At 63.8% G+C, this 14,680-nt stretch carries 19 protein-coding genes and 1 tRNA gene; 9 read left to right on the forward strand and 11 right to left on the reverse strand.

What is annotated here, in order from left to right; translation table 11 throughout:
* Positions 1-3: 3 nt before the first annotated feature.
* From B2W22_RS17520 to B2W22_RS17530, 3 genes are all read left to right on the forward strand, one after another.
* Positions 4-80 (forward strand) — tRNA-Met (locus B2W22_RS17520).
* Positions 81-324: 244 nt separating this feature from the next.
* Positions 325-618 carry a type II toxin-antitoxin system RelE/ParE family toxin gene (locus tag B2W22_RS17525; RefSeq protein ID WP_175124595.1) on the forward strand — a complete coding sequence of 98 codons (294 nt, stop codon included), beginning with the start codon at positions 325-327 and terminating at the stop codon, positions 616-618.
* A gap of 89 nt (positions 619-707) precedes the next feature.
* Positions 708-1,052, forward strand: a complete 345-nt coding sequence (locus B2W22_RS17530) for an addiction module antidote protein (RefSeq protein WP_175124596.1) — start codon at positions 708-710, stop codon at positions 1,050-1,052.
* A 168-nt stretch (positions 1,053-1,220) separates the two neighbouring features.
* Here B2W22_RS17530 and B2W22_RS17535 read toward each other — a convergent pair whose 3' ends face one another.
* The 3 genes from B2W22_RS17535 to B2W22_RS17545 form a co-directional block, all read right to left on the reverse strand.
* Complete coding sequence (locus B2W22_RS17535; protein ID WP_175124597.1) at positions 1,221-2,144, reverse strand: hypothetical protein; 924 nt, start codon at positions 2,142-2,144, stop codon at positions 1,221-1,223.
* A 200-nt stretch (positions 2,145-2,344) separates the two neighbouring features.
* A complete protein-coding gene (locus tag B2W22_RS17540; protein WP_175124598.1) occupies positions 2,345-2,536 on the reverse strand; it encodes a hypothetical protein in 192 nt (63 codons plus the stop codon).
* A gap of 106 nt (positions 2,537-2,642) precedes the next feature.
* A complete protein-coding gene (locus tag B2W22_RS17545) occupies positions 2,643-2,894 on the reverse strand; it encodes a hypothetical protein (RefSeq protein ID WP_175124728.1) in 252 nt (83 codons plus the stop codon).
* A gap of 259 nt (positions 2,895-3,153) precedes the next feature.
* Between B2W22_RS17545 and B2W22_RS17550 the strand changes: the two genes are divergently transcribed.
* Positions 3,154-3,345 (forward strand): hypothetical protein, encoded by a 192-nt coding sequence (locus B2W22_RS17550; protein WP_175124599.1) that lies wholly within the window; start codon positions 3,154-3,156, stop codon positions 3,343-3,345.
* Between the two features lie 27 nt (positions 3,346-3,372).
* Here B2W22_RS17550 and yddG read toward each other — a convergent pair whose 3' ends face one another.
* Positions 3,373-4,281, reverse strand: a complete 909-nt coding sequence (yddG, locus tag B2W22_RS17555; RefSeq protein WP_286938995.1) for an aromatic amino acid DMT transporter YddG — start codon at positions 4,279-4,281, stop codon at positions 3,373-3,375.
* Positions 4,282-4,377: 96 nt separating this feature from the next.
* Here yddG and B2W22_RS17560 point away from each other — a divergent pair, with 96 nt between their 5' ends.
* A complete protein-coding gene (locus B2W22_RS17560) occupies positions 4,378-4,617 on the forward strand; it encodes a 6-phosphofructokinase (protein WP_175124601.1) in 240 nt (79 codons plus the stop codon).
* A gap of 22 nt (positions 4,618-4,639) precedes the next feature.
* On the opposite strand, the gene B2W22_RS17565 is transcribed toward B2W22_RS17560, so the two are convergent.
* From B2W22_RS17565 to B2W22_RS17580, 4 genes are all read right to left on the reverse strand, one after another.
* Positions 4,640-6,214 (reverse strand): sensor domain-containing diguanylate cyclase, encoded by a 1,575-nt coding sequence (locus B2W22_RS17565; protein ID WP_175184379.1) that lies wholly within the window; start codon positions 6,212-6,214, stop codon positions 4,640-4,642.
* 160 nt (positions 6,215-6,374) lie between these two features.
* Positions 6,375-6,596: a hypothetical protein gene (locus tag B2W22_RS17570; RefSeq protein WP_175124603.1), complete on the reverse strand. Its 222-nt coding sequence runs from the start codon at positions 6,594-6,596 to the stop codon at positions 6,375-6,377.
* A 105-nt stretch (positions 6,597-6,701) separates the two neighbouring features.
* The gene (locus B2W22_RS17575; protein ID WP_246282972.1) at positions 6,702-7,883 is read right to left on the reverse strand and encodes an AI-2E family transporter; all 1,182 of its coding nucleotides are present in this window, start codon (positions 7,881-7,883) and stop codon (positions 6,702-6,704) included.
* A gap of 91 nt (positions 7,884-7,974) precedes the next feature.
* Positions 7,975-8,688 carry a DUF3053 family protein gene (locus tag B2W22_RS17580; RefSeq protein ID WP_175124604.1) on the reverse strand — a complete coding sequence of 238 codons (714 nt, stop codon included), beginning with the start codon at positions 8,686-8,688 and terminating at the stop codon, positions 7,975-7,977.
* Positions 8,689-8,890: 202 nt separating this feature from the next.
* Here B2W22_RS17580 and B2W22_RS17585 point away from each other — a divergent pair, with 202 nt between their 5' ends.
* The 3 genes from B2W22_RS17585 to B2W22_RS17595 all read left to right on the forward strand — a co-directional run bounded on the left by B2W22_RS17585 (position 8,891) and on the right by B2W22_RS17595 (position 11,001).
* Positions 8,891-9,250 (forward strand): hypothetical protein, encoded by a 360-nt coding sequence (locus tag B2W22_RS17585; RefSeq protein WP_175138763.1) that lies wholly within the window; start codon positions 8,891-8,893, stop codon positions 9,248-9,250.
* Positions 9,251-9,941: 691 nt separating this feature from the next.
* Positions 9,942-10,223: a hypothetical protein gene (locus B2W22_RS17590; RefSeq protein WP_175124606.1), complete on the forward strand. Its 282-nt coding sequence runs from the start codon at positions 9,942-9,944 to the stop codon at positions 10,221-10,223.
* 85 nt (positions 10,224-10,308) lie between these two features.
* Complete coding sequence (locus B2W22_RS17595; RefSeq protein WP_175124607.1) at positions 10,309-11,001, forward strand: cytochrome b/b6 domain-containing protein; 693 nt, start codon at positions 10,309-10,311, stop codon at positions 10,999-11,001.
* Between the two features lie 93 nt (positions 11,002-11,094).
* Here B2W22_RS17595 and B2W22_RS17600 read toward each other — a convergent pair whose 3' ends face one another.
* Complete coding sequence (locus tag B2W22_RS17600; protein ID WP_175124608.1) at positions 11,095-11,553, reverse strand: c-type cytochrome; 459 nt, start codon at positions 11,551-11,553, stop codon at positions 11,095-11,097.
* 58 nt (positions 11,554-11,611) lie between these two features.
* On the reverse strand, positions 11,612-12,988 hold the full coding sequence (purB, locus tag B2W22_RS17605; RefSeq protein ID WP_175124609.1) for an adenylosuccinate lyase: 1,377 nt from the start codon (positions 12,986-12,988) through the stop codon (positions 11,612-11,614).
* A gap of 162 nt (positions 12,989-13,150) precedes the next feature.
* Between purB and B2W22_RS17610 the strand changes: the two genes are divergently transcribed.
* Positions 13,151-13,762 carry a glutathione S-transferase gene (locus B2W22_RS17610; protein ID WP_175124610.1) on the forward strand — a complete coding sequence of 204 codons (612 nt, stop codon included), beginning with the start codon at positions 13,151-13,153 and terminating at the stop codon, positions 13,760-13,762.
* A gap of 90 nt (positions 13,763-13,852) precedes the next feature.
* Here the strand turns inward: B2W22_RS17610 and B2W22_RS17615 are convergent, their stop codons facing one another.
* Positions 13,853-14,671 carry a sulfite exporter TauE/SafE family protein gene (locus B2W22_RS17615; protein WP_175124611.1) on the reverse strand — a complete coding sequence of 273 codons (819 nt, stop codon included), beginning with the start codon at positions 14,669-14,671 and terminating at the stop codon, positions 13,853-13,855.
* Between the last annotated feature and the right edge of the window lie 9 nt (positions 14,672-14,680).

Consider the following 14,680-nt stretch of genomic DNA (forward strand, 5'->3'; position numbering starts at 1 on the left):
GATGGCGCATTAGCTCAGCCGGTTAGAGCGACGGAATCATAATCCGCAGGTCCCCTGTTCGAATCAGGGATGCGCCACCAAAGAATTCAAAAGGCCCGCACATTGTGCGGGCCTTTTTCGTTAGGGCGTTCAACAGTGCGCGCAGCTGCTTGGGTTCACTATCCATCACGCATACCATCCCAATGGCAAGGATCAGCACCCCACGCCACCGAACACCTCGCACGTATCCTATAGGATACAAAAATTTGATTTTTCGTATCCGCTCGGATACATTACATCGTCCGCGACCAACCAGTGGGGGGGTGAAGATGTTAGGCGCCAGAGATGAAAGACCTGGAAAGCACCGAAGACTATGACGAGTTCGAAGCAGATTTAAAAGATCTGCGGGCTCGCGCAAAAATCCAGGCACGAATTCAACGGCTGCGTGCCGGCAATCCGGGTGACCACCGAAATCTCGAGAAAGGCGTATCGGAACTTCGGATTGATATCGGCCCGGGATACAGGGTCTATTACACGCAGCGGCAGGACGGGACGCTTGTGATCCTCCTCGCAGGAGGCAACAAGTCCACGCAACAAGCTGACATTGCAAGAGCTTACCGATTGGCTACAAGCCTTTGATCTCTTGCCTTTGAGCGACGATGCGGCGTGATTGCACTAGTGGCAATCACGCCTTGGAAATCAGGCTCCATACGCATAGGGGCAGAAACATGGCAAAGCTTCAAACAAAAAAATACGACATCGCTGAGCGGCTCCGTACCGCCGAAGAGATGGCGCTTTATCTGGACGCTTGCATCGAGGAGAGTGATGGAGACGCGGCGTTCATTGCAAAGGCGCTCGGCGATATCGCCCGTGCGCAAGGGATGACGAAGATCGCAAAGGACACGGGCATGTCGCGCGAGAGCTTGTATAAGGCGCTATCTGGTGAGCGGTCCCCCGATTTCGCGACGATTCTCAAGGTCATGGGAGCGTTGGGAATTTCTTTGCGCGCAGCCGCCGCTAATCGGCCGAATGTTGACGCCGCCGCTTTTGGCAACATCGCCTGCTCACGATGAACTTTTCGTCGAAGCGCGCCTCTTCCGAAGCGTCATTTCAAGCTTGTCACGGCAACGGACTCATAATCCGTTGATGACAAGCTGAACCGAAAGTACCGAACGTTAAGAACAAAATGGCCCGCACACCGTGCGGGCCATTTTCATTCGGACAATACAGGCCTCAGCCCATCAAGTCCGATACACCGTATCGCGCCGGCGGCCGCCCCACGTCGCCGCCAAGCTCGCCACGAACGCGCCGATCAGCATCGACGCAAAGCCCCACAACGCGAATGCCGCAGCGGCCTTGCGCGCCGCGTCGGCGGCTTCCTTGGCCTTTACCTTGGCTTCTTCCGCGGTCTTCTTGGCGTTCTGGATCGCCTCGTCGACGCGGCGTTGCGCCACGGCGGGCTCAACACCGGCCTGCGCGGCCACGACCTTCACCACGTAATCGCGATCAGCGGGCGTCATCTCGCCACGGGTGATGCTCATGGCAACGATGCGGCCCACTTCGGCACGTGCCGCTTCCGGGTCAGTGTTGGCCTCGGGACGTTCCGAACGCATCAGGGTGTCGGTGAGATAGTCGGTGGCGCGTTCCATGCCACCGTTGCTGCCTGCACCCGCCGCGCCGGCCGTCGCGGCCGCAGTTGCCGCGGTGCCGGCAGTGGCTGCCACCGATGCGCCGGCCTTGGCCACGCCCGATGCCATGGACGCCAGGGCCGACCCCAACAGCGCGGCGCTGACCACGGCGCTCAGCGCCCAGACCAGAAAGCCATGCGCGGTGTCGCGGAAGTAGACCTCATCCGAGTGCACGTCGACCCACTTGGTGCGCAGGCGTCCAGCGACATAGCCGCCAATGCCGTACGAGAGGATCTGAGTGAGCAGCATCCAGACAATGATGCCAATACCGATGGTCGGGGCCGACACGCCCTCGTCGCCCCACGGCGATACGGACAGGAAGCCCAGGCCGGTGCCACCGGCAAACAATGCGAGCGAGAGCGCGGCGGCAATCACCGCGCCGGCGAAGACCGCCGCCCACGACACGGCCGAAATGGCGGACTCACGTGGAGGCACGCCATCGGCATAGGGTTGGCTCAATGAAGACGTATTTTGCATGATCGATCCTTGTCCAGAGTCTTACGCAACCGCGCGGACGCGGGTGCCAAAGCGGAAATGACGAACCGGCCTTCAGTGCCAGAACAGCGCCAGCAGAATGATGATGGGAATGGGCACGCCAAGCAGCCACAACAGGATGGAGCGCATGGAAACCTCCTTGCTTCGATAAATGGATATGGGTGAAGTGACGCCGGCCGCAATCAGGCCAGGTCGATGGTGCCCGGAGCACGGGGGTCCGGCGCGGGCGGCGTGGGGTCGATGACGTCGGGATTGTCGGTGGGACGACCCGGGTCCGGACGCGGATCGTCCGCAGGGGCGGTACCTGGAAGCGCCGGATCGTCCGGCGTGAGATCGTCGGGTTGACCGGGTTCTCGGTGCGGGATCTGGGACATGTTGCCTCTCCTCAAGCAGCGCAAGTCGCGCTTCGATTGAGCATCAGCAAATGGCGTGCCTGAGACCCTCGAGGCGTTCAACGCCTTCAGGAAAACGAATCAGCGATCAGTCTTTGCGCTTGCCGCCAACCACGGAAGCGGCACGTTCGGGCGTCTCGCCCGCAAGAAAAGCAACGACCGCGGCCTTGCCGGCGGCAGAGGCCTCATCCTGGCTGGTGTATCGCTTGTCCGAGTAATTGGTGCTGCGCACATTTCCAGATTCAGGATCAAGCAGCGTGATGATCCATGCGAATTCACCTGGCGCGAGCTGCCGGACCTGCAAGGTGGCGCGCGTGCCGGGACGTAGTTCTTGCGGCATCTGGCGGCCTCTTCCGTGTTTCGATGACGCCATCGTAGCGCAATCGCGGGGGCCCGCCACGGACGGACGCGGCGCGTGAAAAATGCTGCGCTTGCACACGATTTTCATGCTGCAGACTGCGCGGCTAATCCGCCACAAAGCGCCCTGCCTGCAAGGAAAACCCTAGGGTGCAGTCCTGCAATACAGGCGCACAATCGTCTCAAACATAAGACCGCAAAGCGGCGCCGAATCCCCTAAATCAGGCGAGGACGGAGACAACATGACTTACTTGGCAGTTTTCATGAGCTGTTTGATGGTTATGGGTATCGTCGCGTTGGTGATTCAAACGATACGAAGCGCGGGGCCCGAGCCCTGGCTGAAGATATCGGCGGCGATTGTCAGTTCCACCTTTGCATCGCTGATGCTGGTCCCGTTGGGGTTCGCCGTGGCCCTGACGATGCTCGTCGAGTAGTCTCCCCCACCGTAGACCAGGCCCGGACTATCCGTTGCGGGCCGGTCTGCCGCGGGTTGCCGCCCAACACAACAATGAACCGGCGGTGACCATCGCCACGCCCTGCCAGAACGACAGGGTGAGCGGCGTCGCCAACCAGAGCGCGGCAAAGAAGGTGGAAAAGACCGGCGTGAAGTACGACGCGGTGGCCAGCAAGGTCAGGTTGCCTCGCAGTATCCCCACGTTCCAGAATGCGTAGCCGCTGGCCATTGCGCCGCCGGCCACGCATAGCTCGATCGTGGCGGGCGCCGTGAACGCAAGCGCGGGTTCCGCGCTGATCGCATATTTGATCCACAGGACAGCAGCGGTCAGCACGAAAAACAGCGCGACGCCGTTCTTGCCGTCGGCAAAGCGTTTGGTCACGTTGCAATACACGGCCCAGATGATGGCGCCGCTGAACGCCAACCCATAACTAAGAGGATTGCTCGACACATTGGCCACGGTGCGTTCATACGACAGCCCGCCGGCTCCGCCCACGACCCACACGATGCCGATCACCGACAACAAGATGCCCGGCGCTACCCAGATGCTTGCCCGCTGGCCATTGATGAGCATGGCAAACACGACCGTCAGACACGGCCACAGATAGTTGACGATGCCCAGCTCGATGGCTTGCCCCCGATCGGCCGCGAATCCCAGCGACAGCGACAGGCAGATCTCGTAAGCGACGAACAGCATGCTGCCCACGATGAGATAGGACCGGGGAAACGTGCGCAGCTTCGGGAAGCCCAGCAACAACACCAGGAAGATCGAACCCACCGTATAGATGAGCGCGGCGCCGCCGATCGGGCCAAAGTTTTCACTGACGCCACGAATCAGTCCGACGACCGTGCCCCATAGCAGGATCGCCAGCAAGCCGAGGGAAGTGGCCGCATTCCGGCCAGGATTCAATTGCATTACCGTTTCCGATTGCGCGCCGTGCCTGTATGAGAACTGGGCTGGCCCGGCGCCAAGGCGGCAAGTTTAGCGAAAACCGAACGGAGAAATCGCGGCATGGCTATTTCGACACGCAGGATGAGCGACGTGCTGGCAAGCACGGATTCGGGGCGGCTTTACCGCATTGAAGTGTTCTTGCGGGCGGAGGATGCGGGCGCCGGCATCCTGCCGCGAACCGGCGGGCGCTACATATTCAGAACGTCCGAAGGTGACGCCGTCATCGCGCTGGACGACAAGCGGTATCGCCTGGGATCCGGCGAGGTCCTGACTGCGCTGGCGCCGCGCCACGACACCTGACACGCCCGGCCACGCGGCGGGCTTACTGATCCAGCGCCACCCGCCGCTTGCCCAGACCCTTGGCCCGATACAACGCCACGTCCGCGCGCTCGAGCAACTGCAGCATGGTCGTGCCCGATTGCGGATACACGGCGATGCCGATGCTCGCCGACACCGCGACGCGCACGTTGGGATACGGCAGCGACAGGCTCTCGACCAGCGCCTCGGCAACCAGCCGCGCGTTTTCCTGATTGGCGCCCAGCAACAACACGGCAAACTCGTCACCGCCCAGGCGTGCCGCCACGTCGGAAACCCGGATGGCGCTTGCCATGCGGTCGGCGGCCTCTTTCAGCACCGTATCGCCCGCGGCATGACCATGCATATCGTTGACGGCCTTGAAGCCGTCCAGGTCGATGGCCAGGATCGAGAACGCCTCGCCGCTGCGCTGCGCGACCGCCAGCTCACGCAGCACAAGTTCGCCGAACAGCACCCGGTTGCACAGACCAGTCAGCGGATCGTAGTGCGCCAGATGCTGCGCGCGCGCCAGCATGCGCGACGCCTGCAGCATGGCGGCGCCCACTTCCTGGGCTTCCTTGATACGTGTGGCTGGCAGTTCCACGGTACGGCCCTCGCCCAGCGCCAGCGCCGGCGCGACGAGCCCCTGCACGGCCGACGTCAGCCGGCTCGCCAGCCTGATCGCCAGCCACAGCCCCAGGCCGAACGCGAACAACGTGCCCATGCCGATCCACGCAATGGAACGATAAAGGTCCGTGGTCAGCAATTGCATCGGCGCGCCGGCGGCAACCGTCCAGCCCGACAGTGCCGACCGGCTGAACGCGGTGTAGACCGGCGTGCCTTCCTTGGTGATCGTTTCGAGCGACCCCTCGCCTTCCTGCTGCACGGCGCGGGCCAGCGCGGGCACCGCCTTCTGGCCAACGAATTTCGACGTGTCGCGGGTGCGGGCGACGATGGTTCCGGCGTCGTCCAGCACGGCAGCCACCCAGCCCTCGGGCAAGGCGCGGCGGCCCAACACATTGCCGATGCGTTCGGGCGACAGCCCCACATTCAGGCTGTAGACCACCTCCCCGCCTCGCACGACCGGAACGCCGAGCGCGATGGTGGGATCCTTGGTCAGACCGCCGGTGAACAACCCCGTCAGCACCGGCATGCGCGATTGGAAGACGCGAAGCAGCTCATCCGGCGCGCCGGTGGACGGCAACGCCGTGCCGTAGGGCACTTGCGTGTTGATGATCTGGCGCCCTTCCTTGTTGGTCAGGACGTAGCTGTCGACGATCTGGAACCGCACGGACTCGCGCGCACGGCGATGAAAACCGGCAAGGTCTCCTTCGACCAGGTCCGGCGATGACGCCAGCATCTGCAAGCCGGCTTCGACGCCCGTGAGCTCGCGATCGAGGATTGCCGTGAGATTGCGCGCCAGAAAGATGGTGTCGCGAAAGATGCGTTCCTTCTGGATGACGTAGCTTTCGTAGACCGCGACCGTCGCCACGATAAGCGCGGGGGTGATACAGGCAAAGACGAGGGCCAGCAGGCCCGTGCGCATGGAGTAGCGGCGCGCCTGGCGGCGGCGCACGCCCGCACGCGTTTCGCCGTCAGACATGGCGCGCCTCGCCACTCAGGTTCCGCACTGCGCGGACGTTCGACCTAAACAACACCCGTGGGCTCATGCGCCTCCCCGTACGCCCTCCCGGCACCCCCGCCAGGCCTGGATGGAAACTCAGAGATTATTGCAGAACGCGCCCGCTGCCGCCTTTTGCGGCCTACGTCTCTTCCAGATCCGGCGTGCCGGTAAATTGGCTCTTGAGCAGCGTCAGCGCGCCTTTTTCGGCCAGCGCCTCGTTGGGGAACACGTGCTTGGTGTCTTCCAGGATGGGAAAGCCGAAGACGCGTACGCGGGTGTGGTACCCGTCAGGCGTTTCGGCAAATTCGATGTCAAAGTTGCGTTCTTCGATCCAGCCCGACCGATGCAGTTTCCATTCCATATCCAACGCGCTCCTGTTTGGCGAAGTTGACACGAAAGGCCGGCCGCAATGACCGGCGCTGCTACACCATACACCCGGCCGGGCGCACATGGGCGCCCGGCTCGGTCAATCGTCGCGGGACTGGCGGTCCCGAGCCAGCGCGGCCTGCGTACCGGCAGTGGCGCCGCCCGCTGCCGCCGGCGTGCCGGCGACGGGGTTGCCCGGCAACGGCGCGCTCGCTGCGGGGACGACCGTCGGATCACTTGCCGCGGGCGAGAACAGATCCCAGCTTGCCATGAACAGCGCCGCGATCAGCGGACCGATGACAAAGCCGTTCAGGCCGAACAGCGCCATCCCGCCAAGCGTGGAGATCAGGATCACGTAATCGGGCATCTTCGTATCCTTGCCCACGAGAATGGGGCGCAGGATGTTGTCGACCATGCCGATGACCAGCACACCGAACGCGATGAGCACGGCGCCCTTGACCACGGAGCCCGTCAGCAGGAAGTACACGGCCACCGGCGCCCAGATCAGTCCCGCGCCAATCGCCGGAAGCAGCGACAGGAACGCCATGATCACGCCCCACAGCAACGCGCCCTGGATCGACAGGATTGAGAAGATGATGCCGCCCAGCGCGCCCTGCGCCGCCGCCACCGCGACGTTGCCCTTTACGGTGGCGCGCACGACGGTCGTGAATTTGCGGAACAGGTGCTGCTTGTGCATGTCGCTCAGCGGCACCGCGCGCCGCAGCCGGGCCGAAAGCTGGGGCCCGTCACGCAGCAGGAAGAAGAGCAGATACAGCATGATGCCGAAGCTGACCACGAACTGGAACGTGTCCTGTCCGATGTTCAGGGCTTGGGTCGCCAGGAACTGGCTTGCCTGCATCGCGCCGGCGCTCAGCTTGTCCTGCAGGCTGGGAATATCGGCCAGGTCGAAGCGCGCCAGCAGCGCGTGCACCGACGGCGGCAAGGCGTCCATTGCCTGCTGGAAGTACGCGCCAAAGTTGATCTGGCCTGACTTGATGCTTTGATAGAGGCTCGCGCCTTCGCTCACCAGCGAGCCGCTGATCACGACCAACGGAAGAATCACCAGCAGCAGCACCAGCAGCAGCGTGATGAGCGCGGCGAGATTGCGCCGGCCGCCAATGCGCACCACCAGGCGGCGCTGCAAGGGCGCAAAAAGAATGGCCAGAATGGTGCCCCAGAACACGGCCCCATAGAAAGGCCACAACAGCCAGCCGAACGCGATGGTGACCACCACCAGCAAAAGCACGAAGGTTCTGTAATGCACGCCTGAAGATTCGCTCATGGTGTGTCCAAGGCACGGCATGCGCCGCGAGAGCCGCATTGTACAAAGCGCCGCCTGGCGCCGCTTGCATTGAGACGAGGCTGATCCACGGCTATGGCGCCTTCGAGCCGGCGCTCGCTGCCTGCAGCAGCGTGGCGCGGGCGGCTTCAAGACCGTCGGACTGCGCATTCAGCGCTTGCAGACGCAGGTTCAGTTCCTGTTGCAACGTCGGTTTCGCCACCTTCGTCTGCCCATCCTCGAAGGTGACGTCCGCGCCATTTGCAGCCACGAAGTCCGCAATGCCCAGCGCGTCGCGGGCGACCGAGTCCATCCTGGCCGCGGCCTCCATCATGTCGGCAGCCGGCGCTGTCACCGCCTCGTCGTAGACGCCGTCATACACGGGTGCCAGATCGGCGGGCAGCGTCAAGGCCGCGCGCGCCTTGTCGGCCTTGCTTCGCGCCGCCTGGACCTGCGCGGCGCTGTCTGCCAGCGTCTTGCGCGCCGCCTGCAGGCTGGCCTTGCGCTCCACGATCTCGCTTACCGACCGGATCGTCTCCACGGACAGCACTTCGCGCAGCGGCGCGGCCGCCTTGGCCATGGCGTCCTGGAAATCCGTCATTACTTCGTAGGCGTCGTCGTAATCCCCGATCGCGTCCTTTTCCTGCTTGCTCAACAGACCGATCGGCACGAGCGTCACGTTGTTCATGCGGACTTGCAGAACCTGTATGAACGCGGCGCGCTCCTGCGGCTCCTTGTTGACGCAGGCCGCCAGCAACAGCATCGAAACCGCCGCCATGCCCGCCACCCACGCGCGAACCCAACCCATGCGCATCCTTTTGCACTCCGATTCTGCAGATTACGGGAAGATTATCCGGTAGCCCCGAGCTCGGATCCGAATGGGGCGAAATTTGTTGCCATCGAAGCGAGTTGACACAGGGAGAGCGGCGCGCATGCCCCCGGCGCCCGCGTCCTCTAAAATCGCGGATTCGGCGGCGCCCGGCCGCCCGCAACTCACACTGGCTGACCCCATGACTCAGAACGCTTCTCCCCTGCCCTGGGGTTTCACGCTCCCGGATTGCCGCGGCGCGAACGCCTTGCTCCTTTTCATGAACGACCTGGCGCGGGTGGTCAACCAGTACCTCGGCCACGGCAAGCTGTCGGAAGAAGCGTTGGCGGACGCCCAGAAAGCCGTGGACGCGCTGCTGGAACGCTATGTGGAGATTCAAGCGGCGCCCGAGGCCTTTGACGACGAGCGCATCGAACTGGCGTTGGAAACCTTGCCGCAGCCCGACGGCACGACCAGCGCCCAAGTGGCGCTGCGCATGTCGCCGCGCCTGGAAGGCCTGATCATCGAGGCCCAACGCCAGGCCCGTCCCGCGGCGCACTAACGCGTATTTGCTCGGCCGGATGCCTATCCGGCCGAAAATGCTTGCATAATCGCGTATTCTCCGATATTATCGTCGGTTGGATCTGCGCAGTCGTACCCCGGTACGCCATGTCCGCCACGAACTGCTCACCCCAAGCTGGCCGCAAAAAAGCGGTTGCCGCAAACAGATCCGCCTCCCGTAAGCTCTGCGTCCTTGCGAAGTACAACGCAAAATACGCAAACCCAGAGCACCATCGGAAACCCCACGCCTTCGCCCATCCGCCAGTCCGGATCGGCCTGAAGCAGATACACCCAAACAACACGTTGCTTTTCCGGAAGCAGCGACGCATGCCGCGGTCCAACCACCGCGAGCGCCAGAGCCAACCCACTCTGTGCGCACCCAGGGCTGCATCGGCGCACGCTACCGCGCCGGCAACCATGCCCGTGTATGGCGCGCCTGCGCCCTGCAGCCCGACCGATGCCCGCCAGGACTGGACGAAGGCATCACCACGCCGGCCCGGCGCGCAAAAAACATGAGAATGCGCAAAAGAACGGCAGCAGCAATGCGTTAGTGTCATGTAACGCCTGTCCAATACATCCGGCGGACAAGGCGCTTCGCGAAGGTCCGGCCAAGTGCCCTGCATTTGCCCGGCTTGCGCGCACCATGACAAGACGCAGCTTTTCCAATAACTAGAACCTAAAGAGAACACAACATGAATACTCGTTTCACCACCACCGAACTGATCCGCCGCCCGGCCCATACGCAGCTCGACGACATGCCCATCCACATCGGCGACATCGTCTACCTGAAGCCGGCCAACGGCCCCGAAATCCGCGCCACGGTCATCTTCAACGCGCCGATCAACGGCACCACCACCTACACCACCGAAGTCGTGCCGTGCGGCGCGCCCGCGCAAAAGACGCCCGCCCAGCGCATCCGGTTCCGCCACGAGCACGTGCATCGCATTGAACCGGTGCGCCGCAACGCTCGCTAAGCAGACCAACACCGCCGCGCTTACCCCGCGGCGGTTTGCTTTGTGCGTGATAAATTCCCAGCAACTTCAGCCCGCTGATCTCACCATGCATAACAATCGTCTTGCGGTCCGCATCTGGGACCTTCCCACCCGCCTCTTTCACTGGGGACTTGTCGTCTGCATCGTCGGCGCGTTCGTCAGCGTGAAACTGGGCGGCCTGTACATGGACTGGCACGTGCGGTTCGGCTGTACGGCGCTGGGCCTCATCATCTTCCGCGTGCTGTGGGGCTTTGCCGGACCGCGCTATGCCAGGTTCGCGCATTTCGTTCGCGGCCCCGGCGCCGTGGCCCGCTACCTGAAGGGCGCCGCCGCGCCCGCCGGCCACAATCCGCTGGGCGCCCTGTCGGTCATGGCATTGCTGCTGGTCGTGGGCTTTCAGGCGGTCAGCGGCCTGTTCACCACGGACGACATCATGACGCAGGGTCCGCTGTTCGGACACGTATCCGAAGCCACCGCCAGCGCCATGACGTCCTGGCACAAGCTCAATGAATGGGTCATCATCGGCCTGGTCGTCCTGCACCTGCTGGCCGTCACGTGGTACGTGGTGGTGCGCCGCAAGCGTCTGGTGCGTGCCATCATCACCGGCAACGTCGATGCCAAGGACGTGCCCGCCGGCACGCCGCCCGCGCAGGACGGCCTGGCCATCTGGCTGCGCGCACTGTTGCTGGGCGCCTGCGTGACCGGGCTGGTGCTGTGGATACGATCGCTCGAGGTCGTGTCCGACATGTCGTTCTCCTGACTCTGCCCAAGCGAACAGCCCATGAAAAAAGCCCCTTGACGGGGCTTTTTGCTTGCCAGGATGACGGGCCGGATCTGACAACGGCCCGATGCCTTATTTCTTCTTGCGGTACGAATCGTGGCAGGCTTTGCAGCTGGCGCCGACGTCGCCGAAGGCCGCGCGCAGCTTGTCCAGATCGCCGGCATCGGCGGCTGCCGACAGTTTCACGATGTTGTCCTGAAACGCCTGCTGCTTCTGCTTGAAGCCAGCCGCGTCGCTCCAGATTTCGGGACGGGCGTCACCGCCTTCCGTACCCGGGCCGAAACCCGCCCACGGCAATGCCGACAGCGTCTTCAGCACATCGACGTTGGCCTTGATCTGCGCGGCGTCATAGGGCGCCTGGCCCTTGACCACCGGCGCCATGCGGCCGAAGTGCGAGCCGATCAGTGCAAGCGCCGACTGGCGGTACTTGACGGCATCTTCGGGCTTGGCGAATTGCGCGGAGGCGGACGTTGCCAGCAGCGGACCCACCGTCATACAGGCCAGCGCAGCGAGCGTGGACAACTTCTTCATTGATTTCTCCCGTAGGTACAACGTGAAAGCCGCGCGCGTAACGCGCGCGGCACGGCGACTATACCGCCCGGGCCAGCTCGGCAGCCAGACCAATGTACGAGCGCGGGGTCATCGCCAGGAGGCGGGCCTTGGGCTCTTCAGGCAGCGCCAGGCCCTGGATGAATTCTCGCAGAGCCTCTTCGGTGATGCCCTTGCCGCGCGTCAAGGCCTTGAGCTGCTCGTACGGCTGCGGCAGGCCATAGCGGCGCATGACGGTCTGCACCGGCTCGGCCAGCACTTCCCAGCAGGCGTCGATATCGGCGTCGATGGCAGCCGTGTTGACTTCGAGCTTGCCCAGGCCGCGCATGCAGGCATCCCACGCCACCAGGCAGTAGCCCAGGCCCACGCCGAGGTTGCGCAGGACGGTGGAATCGGTCAGGTCGCGCTGCCAGCGGGAGATCGGCAGCTTGTCGGCCAGATGGCGCAGCACGGCGTTGGCCAGCCCCAGGTTGCCTTCGGAGTTTTCGAAGTCGATCGGGTTGACCTTGTGCGGCATGGTCGACGAACCGACCTCGCCTTCCTTCAGGCGCTGCTTGAAGTAGCCCAGCGCCACGTAGCCCCAGATGTCGCGATCCAGGTCCAGGATGATGATGTTGGCGCGGGTAATCGCGTCGAACAGCGCGGACATCCAGTCGTGCGGTTCGATCTGGATGGTGTGGCGGTTCTGGGTCAGGCCCAGGCCGGTCAGCACGCGCTTGCTGAACTCGGGCCAGTTGATTTCGGGATAGGCGGACAGGTGGGCGTTATAGTTGCCCGTTGCGCCGTTCAGCTTGGCCAGAGGCTCGACGGCCACGACGGCGGCGATGGCGCGGTTCAGGCGCGCGGCCACGTTGGCGAATTCCTTGCCCAGCGTGGTCGGGCTGGCGGGCTGGCCGTGGGTGCGCGACAGCAGCGGCTGATCGGCGTTGGCGACGGCCAGGTCGTTCAGCTTGGCGGCGACTTCGCGCAGGCGCGGCACCACGACCTGGTCGCGGGCGCGCGACAGCATCAGCGCGTGCGAGGTGTTGTTGATGTCTTCGGACGTGCAGGCGAAGTGGATGAATTCTGCGGCGCGGGCCAGTTCGGCGTCATCGGCGACCTTTTCTTTCAGCCAATACTCGACGGCCTTCACGTCGTGGTTGGTGACGCGCTCGATATCCTTGATGCGGCCGGCGTCCGCCTCGGAGAAGTTGGCGACCAACTGGGCCAGGCGCGCGCGGGCGGCCTCGGAGAAGGCCGGCAGCTCGGGCAGGCCGGCGTCCGACAAGGCGATCAGCCAGGCGACCTCGACTTCGACGCGGTGCGCCATGAAGCCGGCTTCGGACAGCAGACCGCGCAGTGCGTCGCCCCGGGAAGCGTAGCGGCCATCCAGTGGCGAAAGGGCATTAAGTTGGCTCAGCTGATCGGCGATTTGCATGGTCTGGTAGGGAAAAAGCGACGGATGGGAAAACCCGGCGATTTTATCATCCGGGGCCGCCTGACATTGTGGCAAACTGACGAAGATTCCGCCCTGCGGACAATTCCGGCCGTCATACAGCCTGCTATACTTCGGCCGCTTTCCGACTCCGCTTGTGACTCCATGAAACTGATCGGCTCGCTTACCAGTCCCTACGTGCGCAAAGTGCGTATCGTCATGGCCGAGAAAAAGCTGGACTACCGGCTTGAACTCGAAAACGTCTGGTCCGCCGACACGCAGATCCAAACGTACAACCCGCTGGGCAAGGTCCCCTGCCTGGTGATGGAAGACGGCGGCGCCCTGTTCGATTCGCGCGTCATCGTCGAATACGTGGACACCTTGTCTCCCGTGGCCCGGCTGATTCCTCAGCAAGGGCGCGATCGCGCAGCCGTCAAATGCTGGGAAGCCATCGCCGATGGCGTCCTGGACGCCTGCGTGACCATCGTCAAGGAAAACCAGCGCCCCGAGGCCCAGCGCAGCCCCGAATGGATCGAACGCCAATACGGCAAGATCCACGCCAGCCTGGACGCCATGAACAAAAGCCTGGGCGACAACGCCCATTGCATGGGCATCAACTACAGCCTCGCGGACATCGCGGTCGGCTGTGCCCTGGGCTACCTGGACCTGCGCTTTGCCACCCTGGACTGGCGCACCGGCCAGCCCAATCTGGCCCGCCTGTACGACAAGCTGTCGCAGCGCCAGTCGTTCATCGACACGGTGCCCAAGACGGCCTGACGGCCGGCCAGAAATGCCCGCAAAAACGCCCGGCTCGACCGGGCGTTTTTTCGTCCGGCCGCTTTCTGCGGCCGGTTTTCCGTATATCGATCAAACCGTCCAGGTCTGCCAGGCCTTGAACAGCATGTACGCCGCCAGCGCGAACAGCAGCGCGGCGAACACGCGCTTGAGCGTCTGCACCGGCAGGCGATGGGCCATGCGCGCCCCCAGCGGCGCCGTCAGGACGCTGGTGCAGACCAGCGCCAGCAATGCCGGCCAGTAGATGAAGCCGAGCATCCCCGGATAGGTCTGGGCTTCGTTCAGGCCCGAAACGATATAACCCACGCTGTTGGCCAGCGCGATGGGAAAGCCCAGGGCCGCCGAGGTCGACACCGCATTGTGCAGGGCCACGTTGCACCAGACCATGAACGGCACCGACAGAAAGCCGCCCCCGGCGCCGACCAGGCCCGACAGGAAGCCGATGCCCGCCCCCGCCGCACTGGTGCCGACCACGCCCGGCATCTGGCGCGTGGGCTTGGGCTTCTTGTTGCGCAGCATGCTCCAGCCGGAGTAGCCCACGAACAACGCGAAGAACAGCGACAGCCACAGCGTGCTCAGCGCGGCAAACACCGCGCCGCCCGACAGCAGCCCGCCGATGATGATGCCCGGCGCCATCGCCGCGACGATGCGCCACTTGATGGTGCCCCGCTGCTGGTGAGCGCGCACGCTGGAAATGGAGGTAAAGAGGATCGACGTCATGGACGTGGCGATCGCGGCGTGCACCACCAGGTCGGCCGGCATGCCCTGCCAGGTGAACAGCATCGTCAAAAAGGGAACCAGCAGCATGCCGCCGCCAATGCCCAGCAGGCCCGCGGCAAAGCCGACCACTCCGCCCAACACCAGCAGGCAGATCACCATCGTCACATCCACAACCGTCTC

The organism is Achromobacter sp. UBA4530, from assembly GCF_002388205.1.
Taxonomy (GTDB): Bacteria; Pseudomonadota; Gammaproteobacteria; order Burkholderiales; family Burkholderiaceae_B; genus Achromobacter; species Achromobacter animicus.